The sequence below is a fragment of the Clostridium hydrogeniformans DSM 21757 genome (assembly GCF_000686705.1).
GTDB classification, from domain to species: Bacteria; Bacillota; Clostridia; order Clostridiales; family Clostridiaceae; genus Clostridium_Z; species Clostridium_Z hydrogeniformans.
Map to the genome: position 1 here is coordinate 205,393 of NZ_JMLJ01000006.1, position 18,299 is coordinate 223,691.

Sequence of the window (18,299 nt, forward strand, 5' to 3'; positions counted from 1 at the left end):
AATCTTATATTTTTTAATAGATTATCATGATTACAACATATATAATTCTCTCTTCCCTAGTTATAACTAAATTTATATCTCTTTAAAAAACTTATTCTTCTAATATCCTAAGTTCTTAAGCTAAACTTATTTATAGTATTTATAGGTGAAAACTTAACTTATATTTTAAATCTCAGTACCCTATTATGCTAATATTTCTTTTAAAGAATCAACTAACCTATCTATATCCTCTTTAGAAGTAACCTCTGTAACACAGTAAAGCCCACATTGTCCAAGGTCTTCATAATCCTTAGATAAGTCCCTTCCTCCAAATATTCCTCTTTTTAATAAAGCCTTATTTATTTCCTCCACAGTCTTACCTGTTTCATTAAAGTCCACAACAAATTCCTTAAAGTAACATCCATGGAATCTTGAACCCTTAACCTTAGATATTTTAGAAATTTCCTCCACAGCATATTGAGACTTTTGAAGGATAGTTTGTCCTATCTCTTTCATGCCCTTTGGTCCCATAAGAGATAAGTAAACTGCTGCTGTTATTCCCCATATAGCTGCTTGAGTTCCTACGTATTCCTTTCCCCCTTCTCTTAAAGCAAAGGAGGTTCTTTCATAGGCAACATCACCAAAACCATATTCTCCCTCTACCTCTGTTGGAGCTACTCCAAATATTCTTGATGGGAATTCATTAATTAGCCTTGGGTTGTTCATGGTAGCCATAAAGCCACATTGTCCTCCTCCATAGTTCATATGAACTCCTAAGGTTTGAGCGTCTCCACAAACTATATCTGCTCCATATCTAACTGGTGGTTCTAAAACTCCAAGGGTACTTGGATCTACATATACTAATGACAATACTCCAAATTTATGAGCCAAGTCTGAAACTTCCCTTCCCTTTTCTTCTAACACTCCAAAGAAAGTCGGATTTTCAAAATATACTGCTGCCACTTTATCTGAAAGCTTACTCTCTAAATCCTTTAGATCAATCTGTCCGTTCTTTAGGTTATATTCAACCTCTATAAAGGATATTTGAGGACTACAATAATTCTTTATACCCAAAAACTTCTCTCTATCCATGGATTTTGGTACAATAACTTGAAATCTTTCTGTGGCTCTTGATGCCATTCTTATAGCTGTTGCAGCTGCTTGAGTAAAATCAAAGGTAGGTACATTTACAACTTCCATCTCTAGTAATTCACACATTAAACTTTGAAATTCAAATAAAGCCTGGAACCTTCCATGATCCTCATAAGGCTCCCCACCATAAGCTGTTAAAAACTCTGCTCTTGAATTTATTTCATCACATATAGCAGGAACATAGTGATCATAACAACCTGCTCCTAAAAAGTTTAAGTACTCTCTGCAATCTATATTTTTATTTAATAATCCTTCCACATGTCTTTTTAACTGAAACTCTGAGGTAATAGGCTTTGGTAATTTAAGGTTCTTAGTTAACTTTAGATTTTCTGGAATTTCTTCATGAAGCTCCTCTAAAGAATTCAACCCTATTTCCCTTAACATTTCTTCCTGAACCTCTAAAACAGAGTTAGGAATATATGGATGATTTTTAAGTCCCTTTATGGTCATTTATCTTCCCTCCTAATTTATTTTACTAATAGACTATGCAGTTCTAATAATTTATTTTCTTAATAATAATTAGATATATTGTAAAATCTAGAACCAATTTAGCCATAGCTCCTGCTTAAGGAAACCTTTTCTAAACACTTTTACTTTTAAGCTATTCCTCCTCCATCGACAACTAGTGCTGCTCCTGTAATCCATTCTGAAAGTCCACTTGCAAAGAATAAAACAGAATTAGCAATATCCTCTGGAGTTCCTAACCTTTCAAGAGGTCTTCCTTTAGCTGAATCCTTTAAAAATGCTTCCTCATTAAATCCTAATTGACGTCCCTCATCCCTTAGTAATGGTGTATCTGTATCTCCTGGATTCACTGAATTTACCCTTATATTGTCCTTTCCATGGTCTATAGCCATTGCCCTTGTAAGGTTTACTATTCCTCCCTTAGCTGCACAATAGGCTGCTGCATCATCTCCACCTTTTAATCCCCAGCCAGAACCAGTGTTTATAATACTTCCTCCACCACCTTCAGCCATTATAGGGATTATATACTTAGACATTAAATAGGCTCCCTTTAATGTTACATCTACAACTATATCCCATTCTTTTTCTTCTAAATCCACAACACTCTTACGTCTTGCAACTCCTGCATTATTAAAGAGTATATCTATTCTTCCAAAGTCTTTTTGTACATTTTCAGCTAAGTCCTTACACTCTAAATTACTTGTAACATCACATTTATAAAATTTAACTTCTAATCCTTCTTTATTTAGTTCTTCTTCTAATCTCTTTCCCTCTTTTTCATTTACATCCACCATAGCTACCTTTGCTCCAAAGTCTCCAAGCTTTTTAACTGTAGCAAGTCCTATTCCTGATGCTCCTCCAGTTATAACTGCCACCTTTCCATCTAAGGATAGAAAATCTTTTCTATTTGCCATAAATATCCCTCCAAATATATAAATTTATCCCTCTAACTTATTTTTAACCTTTTACTATAAATACTTAATTCTCTTATTTTCTTTAAGATATAAATAATGTAATATGTTGTGTAAAGGCTTTTACTCTATCTCCCCTATAGTTATATAAATATTAAGAATCACCTTATTTTATACCTTTACTCTTTTAGCTGATAGCTATTTTACATACTCTATACACTTATTAATTATTAAATACTCCCCCCTTTAAGATTAAAATATGTCCCTTACTTTATAACCATTAATTTTTCTTAAGTAAAAAAATTTATTTATATTTAAACAAAAAGAAGCTATTCCATTTACCTATGTAATAGCTTCTTTTGTTTATATTAGCTTATTAACTAAAACTAATTAACCAACTTCTTCTTCAGTGTTACCTTTTTTATGAAAATCTTTTTCGAATTCATCTAAACAATCTTTAACAGTTGTTACACCATAAGCCATAGAAGGGCCGCCCCCAAAGGCTACTGCCACCATAGCTGCTTCTAATATCTCTTCTCTAGTAGCACCTGCACTTAAGGCATTATGTACATGTACAGCTATGCAATATTCACAGCGTGAAAATAATCCTATGGAAACACTAATAAGTTCTTTAGTCTTTAAATCTAAATAGCTTGGCTCATAGGTAGTGTTTATAAGAGACATAAAGCTCTTAGCTTCCTTTGGCATTTCCTTTGAAAATTCTTTGAATCCCTTATTAAACCCATTTAATAATTCTCTTGGACTTTTTCCCATTATAAATTCCTCCTAATTATATATAGTCTACATCCCCTTGAAAATGTTTACTTATTTAATTACAAAGTATCATATAGAAATATTTAAAACAATAAATCTCACTCATTATTTGTAAATCAAATCCAATTGTTAAATACTATTACATTTTGCAATATATACCTCTATTTTAACCTTATTTTAAAAGTTTTTCAACCAATCCTGTAATATTCTGAATTTTAATAATATTTTTATTTTAACTGTTTTATCCTTGAAAATATTAGTTAATATTCTACTTTTTAAAATTCCCAGTATTAAAACCTTGTATTTTTGTGACGAATATCATAAAATGCTTATATAATAATTATATTATTTTTCTTCATAAAATTTATTTTAAGTAATCAATAATATATTTGAATTTTTCTATTTTTGCATATTTTTTTTTAAATAATTCATTATTGCCTATTTAGAAATTGTTATACACAAATAAAAAGGGGGGTTTTTTATGACTTTAAAACTTAATATGATACAAACTACAGCACTAGCTATTTTATTCTATTACATAGGAACCTTTATAAAATCTAAGGTCTCTATTCTTGAAAAGTTTTGTATTCCTGCTCCAGTGGTAGGTGGATTACTTTTTGCTTTATTAAATTTATTTTTCACAGAAAGTGGTATTATATCTATAACCTTAGATTCTACCCTTCAAACACCCTTTATGTTAGCCTTTTTCACAACCATTGGACTTGGGGCTAGCTTTAAACTTATAAAAAAAGGAGGACTTCAGGTAGGATTATTCTTTGCCTCTGCCCTTCTATTAGTTATATGTCAGGATATACTTGGGGTATTTTTGTCTAAAATACTAGGGGTAAATCCTTTGCTTGGTCTTATTTCAGGTTCTGTAACCATGACTGGCGGACACGGAACTGGAGCCACCTTTGGAGCCTTATTTGAAAGCAATCACGGTTTCCAAGGAGCATCAGCTACAGCCATGGCAGCTGCTACCTTTGGACTTATCTTTGGTAGCCTTATAGGAGGACCAATAGCTAAATCTTTAATAAGTAGAAATAATTTAAAAAGTAATGCTGATTCTTTTACTGTAGCTAATGAGGAGAACTTAGAACCAGTAAATTCTACTAGCCTTTTTAATACATTTTCGGTTATTTTTATATCCATGGGTCTTGGTTCTATCCTTGAAATATTCTTTAATAGCATAGGTATAATTCTACCTTCATATATAGATTCAATGATTATAGCAGCAATAATCTTAAATCTAGGAGAGCAAACAAACAAGTGGAAAATAAACTCAAAATGCGTTGATATAATTGGAAATACTAGTCTTAATGTATTCTTATCCATGGCTCTTATAAATCTTAGATTATGGGAACTAAAGAGTACTGCTGGTCCTCTCCTGATTTTATTAATAGGGCAAACTATACTAATGGCTATATTCGCTTATTTTATAACCTTTAGATTACTTGGAAAAGACTATGATGCGGCTGTCATGAGCGCTGGACATTGTGGCTTTGGAATGGGTGCAACACCAAATGGAATGGCTAATATGGAGGCTATAACATCTAAATATGGAGCTTCTCCAAAGGCCTTCTTTATCCTTCCTGTTGTAGGAGCATTTTTAATAGACTTTTCAAATTCTTTAGTTATAACTCTATTTGTTAACTTGTTTGGATAACAATCACTTAATATAGGTGCTTATTATAGAACTTATATAAAAATGATATATTTCTAAAAATTTATCATCCCATATAAAAACACTTTATTTTCACTAAATAAATATAAAATGAAAACCTAGAGAATTAATGTTCTAATATTAATTCTCTAGGTTTTTTTTATTAACTTAAAACTCTATATCATAACTTTTAAAGATACTTAATGGAACAAATAATCTTACAGTCTTAAGAGGATCTACAACTTGGCATATTTCTAAATCTCCACATATACTTAAAAGCATTACAGTTTCCTCAAAACTTATGTTAGTCTTCTCCATTAAAATATTAGCCATATTATAACTAGCTATTTCTATAGCTTCATCTAAAGTCTCTCCTGAAGCTACAGTGTAATATCCTTTATCATCTTTAATCATAGGGCTACTTAGCTTTATGTCTTCTTTTATAACCTCTATTTTGAGGGTAACTTCTCCCTTAACTTCAACTCCTGATCCACCTATCTCTCCATCTCCCATAGCGGCGTGTAAGTCTCCAAGAGCTATATATCCACCTTTTTTAAACACAGGAAGATATACAGTTGATCCTTTTTTTATTTTTTTATTGTCCATATTCCCACCATGTTCTCTTGGTGTACCAGAATTAATTTTATCTTCTTTTGGATATACCCCTATAACACCTATCATAGGTTCTAATGGTATGGAAATTTTATCATTAAAAATCACTTTATTATCTTCTATTTTAACTGTTTTTGTGGTGGTTCCTTTTAAACTATCTCCAAATACCCCTAATTTTTCTCCTGCTAGTATAAACCCTTCTCCATTTACATTTATGTCTAATATAGTTATCTTAAGTACATCGCCTTCTTCAGCTTCTTCTACATATATGGGTCCTGTAGCTGGATTTATATTATTCCAATTTATATTTTCTATTTCTTTTTTATCCTCTAATTGATTGGAAAAGCAATCCTTAGTTTCCATAGTTATTACTTGTCCTGATTTACAGTGCAAAGCAACCTTAACCTCTTCACCAAAGAAATAAATACATTTATCGCTAGATGCTCTCATTACTACCCCTCCCCTATAAGTTTGTGTATATTCATATATAAAGTTTAAAACCTAATATCTTATTATTTAAACTTATAAAACAATAATTGTTATCCTAAGCTTTAAGTAAATAAAAAAATTAAGTTTTACTTTACTCAATTATACTATTTTAAAATATAGAATAGTATAAATTTTCTATAAAACTTATAGATAATAACCCCTCTTTCAGAATATAGAGGAGTTATTATACATCTAAGTTATTTTATACTTATACATACTGTACATTAAAGAAAACAATTATTATTATTCAACAAAGGTCTCACAATATGGACTTTCTGCCGCAATTAATATATCAGTATTTATTAAAAGATTTTTAGCACTACATCCCCTTTTCCCATTATTATATACACACTTTACTGCATCACAAACAATGCCTGGGGATATCTCTACAGAATTCATATTAAGACCTTGGGCTATAGCTCCACCTAAATTTACATTTGTTATATTCTTTAATGCCTTAGTTGTAATCTTCTCCCCATAGGTTCCACACTCAGTATCCGCGCTTTCATCTGCTAGTATACCATTTATATGTATAACCCTTGCTGTACAGAAGCCTCCCATATTATTTACACAATTAACTGCATTACAGGTTAATTTATTCATAAGCTACCACCTTTTTTCTTATATTATCTTAATATTTTCCCCTGGTTCCTATTCAATATACAAATTTTATTTGTCTTCCGAAAACTTTAAGCTAATCACTTCTCTTTCTTTCCCTATAAAACTATTTTCAAATATATTCTTAGCATTTTCTATAAAACCTTCTGGATTAATTATAGAGGGTGAAAAATGTGTAAGAACTAATTTTTCCACTTCTCCCTCCTTAGCTAATGTAGCTGCCTCTTCAAAGGTCATATGATAATTTTTTAATGCCTTATCCAATTTATCAACACTCTCATAAGTTCCCTCACAAAAGAAAACATCACTATCCTTAATAAAATCCTTTATTTTTTCTATAGGCCTAGTGTCAGTTACATAGGAAAATTTAATTCCCCCTCTTTCTGGCCCTAATACTAAATTTGAATCAACAATTCTATCAACTATATTTACTTTATCCCCCTTCTGAAGTAATCCCCACATTTCTTTAGGTATATTAAGCTCCTCTGCCTTTTCCCTTATAAACTCTCTTCTTCTAGCTATAAAAAAGTTATAAGCCATACATGGAGAGGAATGTTCTACATATATTGCCTCTATATTAATATCCATAAATCTATATGAAAAATCCTGATTTTCTTTAACCTCTATAACCTCTATTGGGTAAGGTAAATAAGGAATAAGTATTTTAAATGCCTCCATAACCTTAGTTATCCCCTCTGGTCCTATTATTGTGACCTTGTCTTTTCTCTCGCTATTTCCAAGGGTTGCTAAAAGCCCTACTAGTCCATTTATATGATCTCCATGGGTATGGGTTATTAATATTAAATCTAGGGTCTTAAATCCTCTTGAGAACTCTCTCATGGACACTTGAGTGCCTTCTCCACAATCTAATAATATCTTTCTGCCTTTATAATTTATAAGTAGAGACGATAAATACCTACCCGGCATAGGCATTCCTCCACCTATTCCTAAAAGTGCTAACTCTATCATTTAAATTCTCCTCTTTTATAATTTTTACTTAATTCCCTAATAACTAAGAACTTAAACCATTGATTGCGTTAAATAATCAAAACCTATGACTTATTGAAGTAAAACTTATAAATAGTTTATCCTAAAGTTTTAAGTTCTAGTGCATACTTTTAGGTGAGAATATTACAACAGTAACTTCTATAATTTATAAACACTATAAAATTATTTCTTATACTATAATTAAAACAGTATATAGGCTCTTTAGCTAAACCTATATACTGTCTCTCTTACTCTAATAATTCTATAGTGTCTTTAATTATATATCTTTATTCAAACATAGTTCCTATTTAAAATAAAGATTTTACCTTTTATTTATATCTTATTTAATAAACCTCTCTCTAATTATTTAAAGCTTAAGGGTCTCTATTAAAACTTCAATCCAGCTTCTTAAAGAATCCTTATTTAAACTATAATAATATTTATTATTCCTTTTAGTCTCTATCAAAAGATTACTTAAACCTAAATTCTTTATTTGATTAGATATATCCGATGTAGCAATTCCAAGTCTATTGGAAAGCTCTAAAGAATAGTTTTCTTCTTCACTTAAAATTTTAATTATTTCAAACTTCTCCTTATCTGCAATGCATTTTGCTACCACCTCAAACCATTGAAAAGTATCCCTTCCCCATAATGTACTAAGTACTTTTTCATAGTTCACTCCAAATCCTATATATAACTCTCTTTCTCCAGTGTATCCTACATATTGAAAGTTATAACTTAAAAGAGCTTTAACATATATGTAGACTTTATCATAGGCTTTATCATCTATATCAATATTTTTAAAAGTATTTTTTATGTATTCTAATCCTTCTTCTTCTATACTTCTTTTAATATCATTACTCCACTTTTTAGACTCTCTTAAAAGCCTATCAATGGATTCCTTAGCCTCCATATATATTGCCTCTATAAAGCTGCAGAACTCCCTCTTTTTCTCTTCTATATGGTTTATAAACATGTATATATGCCACTTTAAATGTGGTTCTATACTGCTTTCCTCTAAAACTTCTAAAGCATAGTGCTTATCTACACTTTTTTTAATAAGCTTTTGCCTAACTATACTTCTATCTCCAAACTTAAGAAACAACATATCTGCTACTAAAGATTCTAAAATCTTAGAATTCTCCTCATCTCTTATAAAATCTAAGGATTCCTCTAAAGTTTTTCCATATAAAGTTTTTGTAGAATACATAGCCTTGGCTATACTTACCTCTCCCCCATATTCCTTAAAGAAATAATTAAGCTTCTCCTTGTCCACTTTGCTCTCTATTTCTTTTAAGAAATCTTTTTCATTAGGTAAAAGTCTTAAATTATAATGATTATAAGTCCTTTCAAGCTCCTCCATATTAGCATTAACAAATAAAGCATCTATTATAGTATCTATTTCTTGTATTTTATTATCTACTATAAATTCCATTTTACTCTCCCCATTCACCTCATAGTATATATTATTTTACCCTATTAATTTTAATATTTTACTTTATCTCATGGCTATAAGCTTCAACACCCCCACCCTCTAAAAGGTTGGGATAACAGTTGCCACATCCCTAGATGAGCTTATCTAACCTTCAGATGATAGAAAGAACACCATCTAAAGGAAGATTCCTTCTATGATAAAAATTTGATATTACACTTATATATTTTATCATAACTTTACTCTTATACATTAACTAATAATCTATATGAATATTTAAAAATAATAATTTCCATGATTATTTTATTTCTTTTCTTTTTCTCTCTATATATTTAATTAAATAATTTACATTTCACTGATTGATGACTCAATAAGTTTTAACTGAATCTAATGTAGTTTTAATATTATAACTTATATATTTTAATTCATTGAAAATATATAAAAGTTTCTTAGAAGGTTTATCCTTACATCTACCCTTACTTTTCTAAAAAGAATTTCTGAAGTGTAAATTCACCTTATTTTAAGGCAAAAAAAATGCACCTGGTTAGGGTGCAATAGCCTTATTTAGAATCAGTTGCCATTTTCTTAATTCTACTTAGACAAATTTTAATTATATCATTATTTATTTACTACTCCTATAGGTTATATACCAAAGTTTAACAAAATTTTGTTAACTTTTTGTTAATTTCACTCAATTTGCTATTAAAAATAAGGATAGATGAAATTTTTCATCTATCCTTTATGTTATATACTAATAATCTTTTAATTAAACTTGGTGTATCTTTAATAAGTTTGTAGAACCTGTTTCATTTACAGCTACTCCTGCAGTTATTATAACTAAGTCATTCTTAGCTACAAATCCTGCCTTTAAGCACTCTTCTACAGATTTATTTATTAAAGCATCTGTGTTATCTTGCTTTTCAGCTAATATTGGATAAACTCCCCAGCTTAATGCAAGCTTTCTAGCAACCTTCTCATATGGAGTTACAGCTACTACTGTACATTCTGGTCTATATCTTGATACCATCTTAGCAGTACTTCCACTTTGAGTTGCAGCTATTATTGCCTTAGCTCCAAGCTCCATAGCACAAGAAACAGAAGATAAACTTATAGCTGTTGGAACTCCTGGAACATGCTCTTTTCTCTTTCTTGATAAGATCTTAGCATAATCTAACTCAGCCTCTACAGATTCTGCTATCTTAGCCATAGTCTCTACTGCCTCTACTGGATATTTTCCATTTGCAGTTTCTCCACTTAGCATTATACAATCTGTACCATCAAATATTGCATTAGCTACGTCTGAAGCTTCTGCTCTTGTTGGTCTTGGGTTTCTTATCATAGAATCAAGCATTTGAGTAGCAGTTATAACTGGCTTACCAGCCTTGTTACACTTCTCTATTATAAGTTTTTGAACTACTGGTACCTTTTCTATTGGAATTTCAACTCCAAGGTCTCCTCTTGCTACCATTATACCATCTGATACTGCTATTATTTCATCTATATTGTCAACACCCTCTTGGTTCTCTATCTTAGGGAAGATCATTATATTCTCTCCTCCATTAGCCTTTAGAACCTTTCTTATTTCTTCAACGTCTGAAGCTTTTCTTATAAAGGATGCTGCTACTAAATCAACTTCTAATTCACAACCAAACTTTAAGTCTGCTATATCTTTTTCAGTTATTGCTGGAAGCTTTATTGAAACCCCAGGCACATTAACTCCCTTATGGTTTGAAACCATTCCACTATTCTTAACTAAAGTAGTAACCTTGTTTTCTTCTACAGATTGAACTTCTAATCCAACTAAACCATCATCTATAAGTATCATATCTCCTGGTTTAACATCTTTAGCAAGTCCTTCATAAGTAACTGAACACTTAGTTTCATCTCCAGCTACATCTCCACCTGCATATATAGTAAAGTTGCTACCTTCTTTAAGTTCTACCTTACCTGCTGAGAAGTTACCTGTTCTTATTTCTGGTCCCTTTGTATCAAGCATTACAGCTATTGGCTTATTATGCTTTTTAGCTAAAGACTTAACAAGTTCCATTCTCTTTCTGTGCTCTTCATGGTCTCCATGAGAGAAATTGTGTCTTGAAACACTCATTCCCGCTTCAATTATTTTTGATAGTACCTCTTCTTTTTCACTTGCTGGCCCTATTGTACAAATTATCTTAGTTTTTCTCATGTAATACACTCCCTTATCGTTGATTAAGCACATTTTTTAGGTATATTTAAACTTTATTGTGATAAAGCTTTTGATATTTCATATAATTCTTCATCAAAGGATCTTTCTATAGCTAAAGCCTCATCTATATCATCATCTACTATTTTTCCATCTCTTATTCCTACTACTCTTGCACTTTTACCTTCTAGTAATAAATCAACTGCCTTATATCCCATTCTAGAAGCTAAAACTCTGTCGAAAGCTGATGGACTTCCACCTCTTTGTATGTGTCCTAAAATTGTAGCTCTTGTTTCTATTCCTGTCATCTCTTCTACATACTCTGCAAGCTCATAAGCACCACCAACACCTTCTGCAAGAAGTATTAAGTTGTGCATCTTACCCTTAAGTTTTCCTTCTAGTATAACCTTACAAAGTTCTTCTTTATCAAACTCTTTCTCTGGTACTATTATTCCTTCAGCACCACCTGCTATACCTGCATGTAGAGCAATATCTCCACAATGTCTTCCCATAACCTCAACTATACTTACTCTCTCATGAGAAGATGATGTATCTCTTAATTTATTTATAGCATCTAAAACTGTATTTAAAGCTGTATCAAATCCTATAGTATAATCACTATAAGCAAGGTCATTGTCTATGGTTCCTGGTAATCCTATAGTAGAAACTCCAAGTTTTGATAGAAGTCTTGCTCCTGTGAAAGAACCGTCTCCACCTATAACAACAAGTCCATCTATTCCATATACCTTAAGCACATTAGCAGCCTTTTGTCTTCCTTCTTCTGTCTTAAACTCAGAACATCTAGCTGTTCTTAGTATTGTACCACCTCTTTGAACTATATCAGAAACACTATGTCTATCCATTGGGAATAGTTCACCATTTATTAGCCCTAAATAACCTCTTTGAACTCCCATAACCTCTAAGCCTTTGTCCAAAGCTGTTCTAACAACTGCTCTTATTGCAGCATTCATTCCTGGAGCATCTCCACCACTAGTTAATACAGCAATCTTTCTCATATCTAATTCCTCCTATCACCACCGGGACTTAGTTAGTCCCACCAGTGTTAAAATTTTCCCAACACACTTATCAATCATAATTATTTTACAAAATCTCTAAGATTTTTGCAAATTTTATTAATTATCTTTTATCAAAATGTAAACGACTAAAGTGCTCTATAGTGTAATTTTACTTCTACTAGTAATATTTTTCAACTAAAGTTTATTACTAAATAATATTAATAAAGATCATATATACTTTTAATAATATTATTTTCATCCTACCTAAAAATATTATATAAAATTTTTGCCTTATTTACTATTTAAATAATAAATAAGGCATGAATATCATAAATATTTAGGCTTTAATTTCCTTATTGTTAAACAAAAGAATTGATAAAACGAGGAATATAATTATATAAATTGCAGATAGTATTAATGTGATCATATATGCTTCTGAATTACCATTTAAAAATGTAGATGTATATGCAGTTATACTGTATTTATGAATTGCTGGTTTTATTCTTAGAACACCATCTATAAAATTAGTTATTATAAACCCTATTATTATAGTATGAGAGGTACTTTCTAATAAAAGAGCAGGTATAAATAACACCATAGATAATCCAAACATTGGTATGGTAGTTAGAATTCCCTTTATAAGTATTTCTACTATATCGTTAATATTAACCCCACCTACTATAATAGCACTAGCAATAATTCCAATTATAATATGTACTGCAACCATTATAAAAAGGGTTAAATAAAGGAATATACTTTTTGCAATTATTACTTCTATTCTAGTTACTGGGTTTATTAAAGTGTATTTTAGGGTTCCATTTCTATTTTCCTCTGTAATCATGGAGGTAACAAGGAGTACTGCCCATATACTTAAGATAAATATTATTACATTGGTAAAACTTGAAAGCCCATCATAAAAAGTAAGAGTCTCTTTCATACCTTCTGCACCAAATACTCCTTTTTGTAAGGTTTTTAAGAAAAATAATATTCCCCCACCTAAGAATATTCCTATAAGCTCCATAACGTATATGGCCTTACTTCTAAAGACCTTAAAAAATTCATTTTTTATTATTGATCCCATTCTATTATTCACCTCCAACAATGTCTATAAAAATTTCCTCTAAGGATTGATTCTTTTCATTTATATATTTTACTTCTATATTATTTTCTACTAATTCCTTAATAAGCTTCCATGACATATTTTTCTTAAGTTCAATTAAAAGTCCGTCATTCATATCATTTGCATAATTTCCATAATCTATTTTGTCCATTAATTCTTTAAGCTTCTCTTTTTCCTTAGTTACTACATGAATAGTATCCACATCTTTATTTATTAAAGTTTTAACCTCACCTTGAGCTATGGTTTTTCCCTTATTTATTATTACTACATTATTACACATGATTTCTATCTCATGTAATAAATGTGAAGATACTAAAACTGTCTTATTGAATTTTTTAGAAAGATCCATAATTATATTACGCACTTCAATTATTCCCTTTGGATCTAATCCATTGGTTGGTTCATCTAAAAGTATTATTTTAGGATCATTTATAAGCGTCATAGCTATGCCAAGCCTTTGCTTCATTCCAAGGGAATAAGTCTTTACTTTATCTTTTTCCCTTCCCTTAAGACCAACTATCTCTAAAACCTCTAATATCTTTTCATCTTCTACCTTCCCCCTATAATTTTTTATTATTTTTAGGTTATCATAGGCAGAAAAATTCAAATAAAACTTAGGATATTCCACAATAGCAGCTATATTATTAATGGCTTTTTTAAAGTCTAAATCTAAATCGTAACCATCTATATATACTTTTCCCTTGTCTCTCTTTATAAGATTTAGTATCATCTTGATTGCAGTGGTTTTCCCTGCACCATTAGGTCCTAAAAATCCATAGATTTCACCTTCCTTAACAGAAAAGCTTAAATCATCTACTACTTTTCTACCACCATATATTTTAGTAAGTCCTTCTACTTTTAAAACTTCTTTCATATCCTCGCCCCTTTCTATTATATAAAAAATTCCACATTGCTCTTAATATTCCCTCTTTAAACCTTAGTTTCCTATATCCATATATATAATAATATCCAATTATCTAATTGAATAAACTTAGATTTCACTGTGATTATCTATAACTAATAAAAAAGGTATGCATATAGTAGATTTTTCCCTACTATATGCACACCTTCATCTATTATTTAGTTAATTCAACTTCTTCTGTTAGTGAAATTAATGTTCTAAGTCGGTATTTTTTAGATCATTGATTTCAAAATTTTTAATTTGAAATCACAAATTCTGACTCCCTCAAGACTTAACTAACATAATAGAAAAATTTATACAATGTTTAATTCTCTTCAACTACTTTAACATTCTCTTCCCCAAAGGCATCCCTTAGGATATCTAGAACCTGACCTTCTAGGTTTACCCACATATCCTTAGGTATCTTAAAAGCCTTTCTCTCCTTCTCTGCAAATAGTAGTAAAGGAGTGCTTCCTTCATGTTTAGATACAAGGGCTTTCAAGGAAGGTTTTATTGTCTTTATGGTTTCTACATCTTTAACTTTTATATATACCTTAGATGAATCTATCCTTTCTAAAGGTATTATATTCTCACATACTATCTTTGGAGGTTCATCCTCTCTAATCATTACTCTTCCTTCTATTACTACCATATCATCCACATTAAGCATTGGTCCTATTCTCTCATAAGACTTTGGAAATACAAGTCCCTCTATGGTTCCTGTTAAATCCTCAAGTTTTATAAAGGCCATAAAGGCATTGTTTCTTGTTATCTTTCTAGTAAGCTCAGATATTATTCCTCCAACCTTTACTCTTTGACCATCTCGCACAATATTATTATTCTCTAATATAGCCCTAGATATAGTTGCCATTCCATCCTCTGTACCTAACTCTACTTCTTCAAAGGTTTCAGCATAATCTTTAAGAATCTTTGAAATACTAATCGAAGTCTGCATCTTAAGGCTTCTTTCATAATCTTCAAGAGGATGACCAGAAAGATATAAACCTATCATTTCTTTTTCCATAGATAGCTTATATTTCTTCTCAAATTCCTTTATATTAGGATATTTTATTGTAATTGTGGATTCCTCTTCCTCTCCCATAGCTGAGAATAAGGAGAGCTGCCCATCTATATTTTTTTTCTTTTGATTACTTATTCCATCCATAATTTTTTCATAAACGGCTAACATTTGAGATCTAAATACTTTAAATTGATCAAAGGCTCCTGCCTTTATTAAACTTTCAGCTGCTCTTTTATTAACTGCTGATATATCTACCTTATTACAAAAATCATAGAAGCTTTTAAAATGTCCAGTTTTCCGTCTAGATTCAACTACACTCTCAATTACATTTAACCCAACGTTCTTTATGGCTCCTAGACCAAACCTTATGGTATCTTCCTTTACCGTAAATCTTGTATAACTTTCATTTATATCTGGAGGTAATACCTGTATCCCAAGGCTTTCTGCAAAGGCTGTGTAGTAAGCTACTTTTTCATTATTACCCATAACGCTGTTTAACATGGCAGCAATATATTCTACTGGATAGTATTTCATAAGGTATCCTGTTTGATATCCTATAACTGCATAGGCTGCCGCGTGACTTTTATTAAATGCATAGGATGCAAAGTCCATCATTTGATCGAATATCTTATTTGCTGCTTCTTCAGTTATTCCATTTCTTACGCATCCTGGAACTTCTACATTACCAGCCTCATCTACTACTCCATGTATAAAGTTCTTTCTTTCTTCTTCCATGACCTTATGCTTTTTCTTAGACATGGCTCTTCTTACAAGGTCACTTCTTCCCATGGAGTATCCTGCAAGTTTTCTAACTATTTCCATTACTTGTTCTTGATAAACCATTACCCCATAGGTTACGTTAAGAATACTCTCTAGTTCTTTAGTTTCATACTGAACCTTATCTGGATTCCTCTTACATTCTACGTATCTTGGAATCTCTGCCATTGGGCCTGGTCTATAAAGACTTATACCAGCTATTATATCCTCAAGGGAGTCAGGTTTTAACTCCTTCATAAAGCTAGTCATTCCTGGAGATTCTAACTGGAATACTCCAACAGTCTTTCCTTCTCCTATCATTTTATAAACATCTTCATCATCAAAATCTAAGGAATCTAAATCAATTTCATCCCCTCTATTTTGCTTTATCATCTTTACAGCATCTTTCATAACTGTAAGAGTCCTAAGACCCAAGAAATCCATTTTTAAAAGTCCTAATTCTTCCAAGGTTCCCATGGTAAACTGAGTTACTATGTTATCTTCATTTCTTTGAAGAGGCACATATTCCACCAATGGTTTTGAGGATATAACAACTCCTGCTGCATGGGTTGATGTATGTCTTGGAAGTCCCTCAAGGGTTCTACTTACATCTATAAGTTCTCTAACCCTTTCATCCTTATCATAGGCCTCCTTAAGCTCTGGGTTCATATCTAAAGCCTTGTCTATGGTTATATTTAAGACAGTAGGTATCATTTTAGCTACCTTATCTACTTCTCCATAGGAATAATTCATTGCCCTTCCTACATCTCTTATACAAGCCCTTGCTGCCATAGTTCCAAAGGTTATTATTTGTGCCACATTATCCTTACCATATTTATCTACAACATAATCTATAACCTCTTGTCTTCTTTCATAGCAAAAGTCAGAGTCTATATCAGGCATACTTATCCTCTCAGGATTTAAGAATCTCTCAAATAGCAAACTATATTTTATAGGGTCTATCTTTGTTATATCTAATGTATAAGCAACTATAGATCCTGCTGCTGATCCTCTTCCTGGTCCTGTAGGTATTCCATTGTCCACAGCATATTTTATAAAGTCCCAAACAATAAGAAAATAATCCACATATCCCATTTGTTTTATTATATTTAATTCATATTCTAGCCTATCTGTTATTTCTTTTACTTCATCTTCACTCTTAGAGTATTCAATTATTTCCTCTACATCTAAATCCTTATTTCTAAATCTCTCTAAAGATGCATATCTATCAACAAGTCCTAAATAACATTGTTTTCTTAAATACCCATAATGATCTTCCCCCTTAGGCAGAGGATAATCTGGAAGTTTTGATACATGAAATTCATAATCAAAGTTACACTTGTCAGCTATTTTTAGTGTATTCTCCAGTGCCTCTTCTACATAAGAAAATTTTTCATACATATCATCTGGAGACTGAAGATAAAGTCTCTCCCAAGGATATCTCATCCTATTTTCTTCATTTATTGTTTTCCCTGTTTGTATACAAAGAAGTATATCATGAGCCTTAGCATCTTCTTTTTCTATATAGTGAACATCATTAGTTGCTGCTAAAGGTATATTAAGTTCTTTAGAAAGTTCTATAAGAAGTTTATTAACCTTTTTATTTTCCTCAAGTCCATGATCTTGAAGCTCTAAGTAGAAATCTTCTCCAAAAACATCTTTGTAAAATAAGGCTGCTTCCTTTGCCTTTTCTTTATTGCCTCCATTAAGGTGTCTTTGTACTTCTCCTCCAAGACAAGCACTTAAGGCAACTAACCCTTTGCTATGAGCTCTTAAAAACTCCCTATCTGTTCTTGGTTTATAATAAAATCCTTCTATAGATGCATAGGACACAATTTTCATTAAATTTTTATATCCCTCTTCATCCTTAACTAAAAGTACTAAATGATATGTACTATTATCACTATTAGCTTCTTTAATATGTCTAGACTTTGGAACTATATATATTTCTGAACCTATTATAGGCTTAATTCCTTCTTCCTTTGCAGCCTTATAAAAATCTACACAGCCATACATAACTCCATGATCTGTAATAGCTATGCTACTCATCCCAAGCTCTTTAACCTTTTTAATCATCTTACTGATCTTTCCTGATCCATCTAGAAGTGAATACTCTGTATGTACATGTAGATGACAAAAGTCTCTTTTCAAGGCATTGTTCTCCATAGTTCTCCACCTCCTTACACAGTTCTTATGGATATAATTATATAACTTTATTTAT

General features: G+C 31.2%; 13 protein-coding genes. 1 reads left to right on the forward strand and 12 read right to left on the reverse strand.

Annotated features, from left to right (window positions below):
• Positions 1-183: 183 nt before the first annotated feature.
• From gcvPA to BR69_RS0103610, 3 genes are all read right to left on the reverse strand, one after another.
• Positions 184-1,581 carry an aminomethyl-transferring glycine dehydrogenase subunit GcvPA gene (gene gcvPA / locus BR69_RS0103600; RefSeq protein WP_027631970.1) on the reverse strand — a complete coding sequence of 466 codons (1,398 nt, stop codon included), beginning with the start codon at positions 1,579-1,581 and terminating at the stop codon, positions 184-186.
• Between the two features lie 146 nt (positions 1,582-1,727).
• Positions 1,728-2,510, reverse strand: a complete 783-nt coding sequence (locus BR69_RS0103605; RefSeq protein ID WP_027631971.1) for an SDR family NAD(P)-dependent oxidoreductase — start codon at positions 2,508-2,510, stop codon at positions 1,728-1,730.
• 387 nt (positions 2,511-2,897) lie between these two features.
• Positions 2,898-3,281, reverse strand: a complete 384-nt coding sequence (locus tag BR69_RS0103610; protein WP_027631972.1) for a carboxymuconolactone decarboxylase family protein — start codon at positions 3,279-3,281, stop codon at positions 2,898-2,900.
• A gap of 481 nt (positions 3,282-3,762) precedes the next feature.
• On the opposite strand from BR69_RS0103610, the gene gltS reads away from it, so the two are divergent.
• Positions 3,763-4,947 (forward strand): sodium/glutamate symporter, encoded by a 1,185-nt coding sequence (gene gltS / locus BR69_RS0103615; protein ID WP_027631973.1) that lies wholly within the window; start codon positions 3,763-3,765, stop codon positions 4,945-4,947.
• Positions 4,948-5,112: 165 nt separating this feature from the next.
• Here the strand turns inward: gltS and BR69_RS0103620 are convergent, their stop codons facing one another.
• The 9 genes from BR69_RS0103620 to BR69_RS0103660 all read right to left on the reverse strand — a co-directional run bounded on the left by BR69_RS0103620 (position 5,113) and on the right by BR69_RS0103660 (position 18,244).
• Positions 5,113-6,006: an acetamidase/formamidase family protein gene (locus tag BR69_RS0103620; RefSeq protein WP_027631974.1), complete on the reverse strand. Its 894-nt coding sequence runs from the start codon at positions 6,004-6,006 to the stop codon at positions 5,113-5,115.
• Between the two features lie 282 nt (positions 6,007-6,288).
• Entirely contained in the window at positions 6,289-6,648 is a 360-nt protein-coding gene (locus BR69_RS0103625) for a DUF1540 domain-containing protein (protein ID WP_027631975.1), read from the reverse strand.
• A 66-nt stretch (positions 6,649-6,714) separates the two neighbouring features.
• Positions 6,715-7,632: a ribonuclease Z gene (locus tag BR69_RS0103630; protein ID WP_027631976.1), complete on the reverse strand. Its 918-nt coding sequence runs from the start codon at positions 7,630-7,632 to the stop codon at positions 6,715-6,717.
• Positions 7,633-8,017: 385 nt separating this feature from the next.
• Positions 8,018-9,085: an ArsR/SmtB family transcription factor gene (locus BR69_RS0103635; protein ID WP_027631977.1), complete on the reverse strand. Its 1,068-nt coding sequence runs from the start codon at positions 9,083-9,085 to the stop codon at positions 8,018-8,020.
• A gap of 763 nt (positions 9,086-9,848) precedes the next feature.
• Positions 9,849-11,267 carry a pyruvate kinase gene (gene pyk / locus BR69_RS0103640; protein WP_027631978.1) on the reverse strand — a complete coding sequence of 473 codons (1,419 nt, stop codon included), beginning with the start codon at positions 11,265-11,267 and terminating at the stop codon, positions 9,849-9,851.
• A gap of 53 nt (positions 11,268-11,320) precedes the next feature.
• Complete coding sequence (gene pfkA, locus BR69_RS0103645) at positions 11,321-12,280, reverse strand: 6-phosphofructokinase (RefSeq protein WP_027631979.1); 960 nt, start codon at positions 12,278-12,280, stop codon at positions 11,321-11,323.
• A gap of 337 nt (positions 12,281-12,617) precedes the next feature.
• On the reverse strand, positions 12,618-13,361 hold the full coding sequence (locus BR69_RS0103650; protein WP_027631980.1) for an ABC transporter permease: 744 nt from the start codon (positions 13,359-13,361) through the stop codon (positions 12,618-12,620).
• Positions 13,362-13,365: 4 nt separating this feature from the next.
• Positions 13,366-14,274 (reverse strand): ABC transporter ATP-binding protein, encoded by a 909-nt coding sequence (locus tag BR69_RS0103655; RefSeq protein WP_027631981.1) that lies wholly within the window; start codon positions 14,272-14,274, stop codon positions 13,366-13,368.
• Positions 14,275-14,626: 352 nt separating this feature from the next.
• Positions 14,627-18,244 carry a DNA polymerase III subunit alpha gene (locus tag BR69_RS0103660; protein WP_027631982.1) on the reverse strand — a complete coding sequence of 1,206 codons (3,618 nt, stop codon included), beginning with the start codon at positions 18,242-18,244 and terminating at the stop codon, positions 14,627-14,629.
• Between the last annotated feature and the right edge of the window lie 55 nt (positions 18,245-18,299).

Coding starts and splice junctions, on each gene's coding strand:
- gcvPA (WP_027631970.1), bottom strand. CDS start 1,581: ATGACCATAAAGGGACTTAAAAATCATCCATATATTCCTAACTCTGTT.
- BR69_RS0103605 (WP_027631971.1), bottom strand. CDS start 2,510: ATGGCAAATAGAAAAGATTTTCTATCCTTAGATGGAAAGGTGGCAGTT.
- BR69_RS0103610 (WP_027631972.1), bottom strand. CDS start 3,281: ATGGGAAAAAGTCCAAGAGAATTATTAAATGGGTTTAATAAGGGATTC.
- gltS (WP_027631973.1), top strand. CDS start 3,763: ATGACTTTAAAACTTAATATGATACAAACTACAGCACTAGCTATTTTA.
- BR69_RS0103620 (WP_027631974.1), bottom strand. CDS start 6,006: ATGAGAGCATCTAGCGATAAATGTATTTATTTCTTTGGTGAAGAGGTT.
- BR69_RS0103625 (WP_027631975.1), bottom strand. CDS start 6,648: ATGAATAAATTAACCTGTAATGCAGTTAATTGTGTAAATAATATGGGA.
- BR69_RS0103630 (WP_027631976.1), bottom strand. CDS start 7,632: ATGATAGAGTTAGCACTTTTAGGAATAGGTGGAGGAATGCCTATGCCG.
- BR69_RS0103635 (WP_027631977.1), bottom strand. CDS start 9,085: ATGGAATTTATAGTAGATAATAAAATACAAGAAATAGATACTATAATA.
- pyk (WP_027631978.1), bottom strand. CDS start 11,267: ATGAGAAAAACTAAGATAATTTGTACAATAGGGCCAGCAAGTGAAAAA.
- pfkA (WP_027631979.1), bottom strand. CDS start 12,280: ATGAGAAAGATTGCTGTATTAACTAGTGGTGGAGATGCTCCAGGAATG.
- BR69_RS0103650 (WP_027631980.1), bottom strand. CDS start 13,361: ATGGGATCAATAATAAAAAATGAATTTTTTAAGGTCTTTAGAAGTAAG.
- BR69_RS0103655 (WP_027631981.1), bottom strand. CDS start 14,274: ATGAAAGAAGTTTTAAAAGTAGAAGGACTTACTAAAATATATGGTGGT.
- BR69_RS0103660 (WP_027631982.1), bottom strand. CDS start 18,244: ATGGAGAACAATGCCTTGAAAAGAGACTTTTGTCATCTACATGTACAT.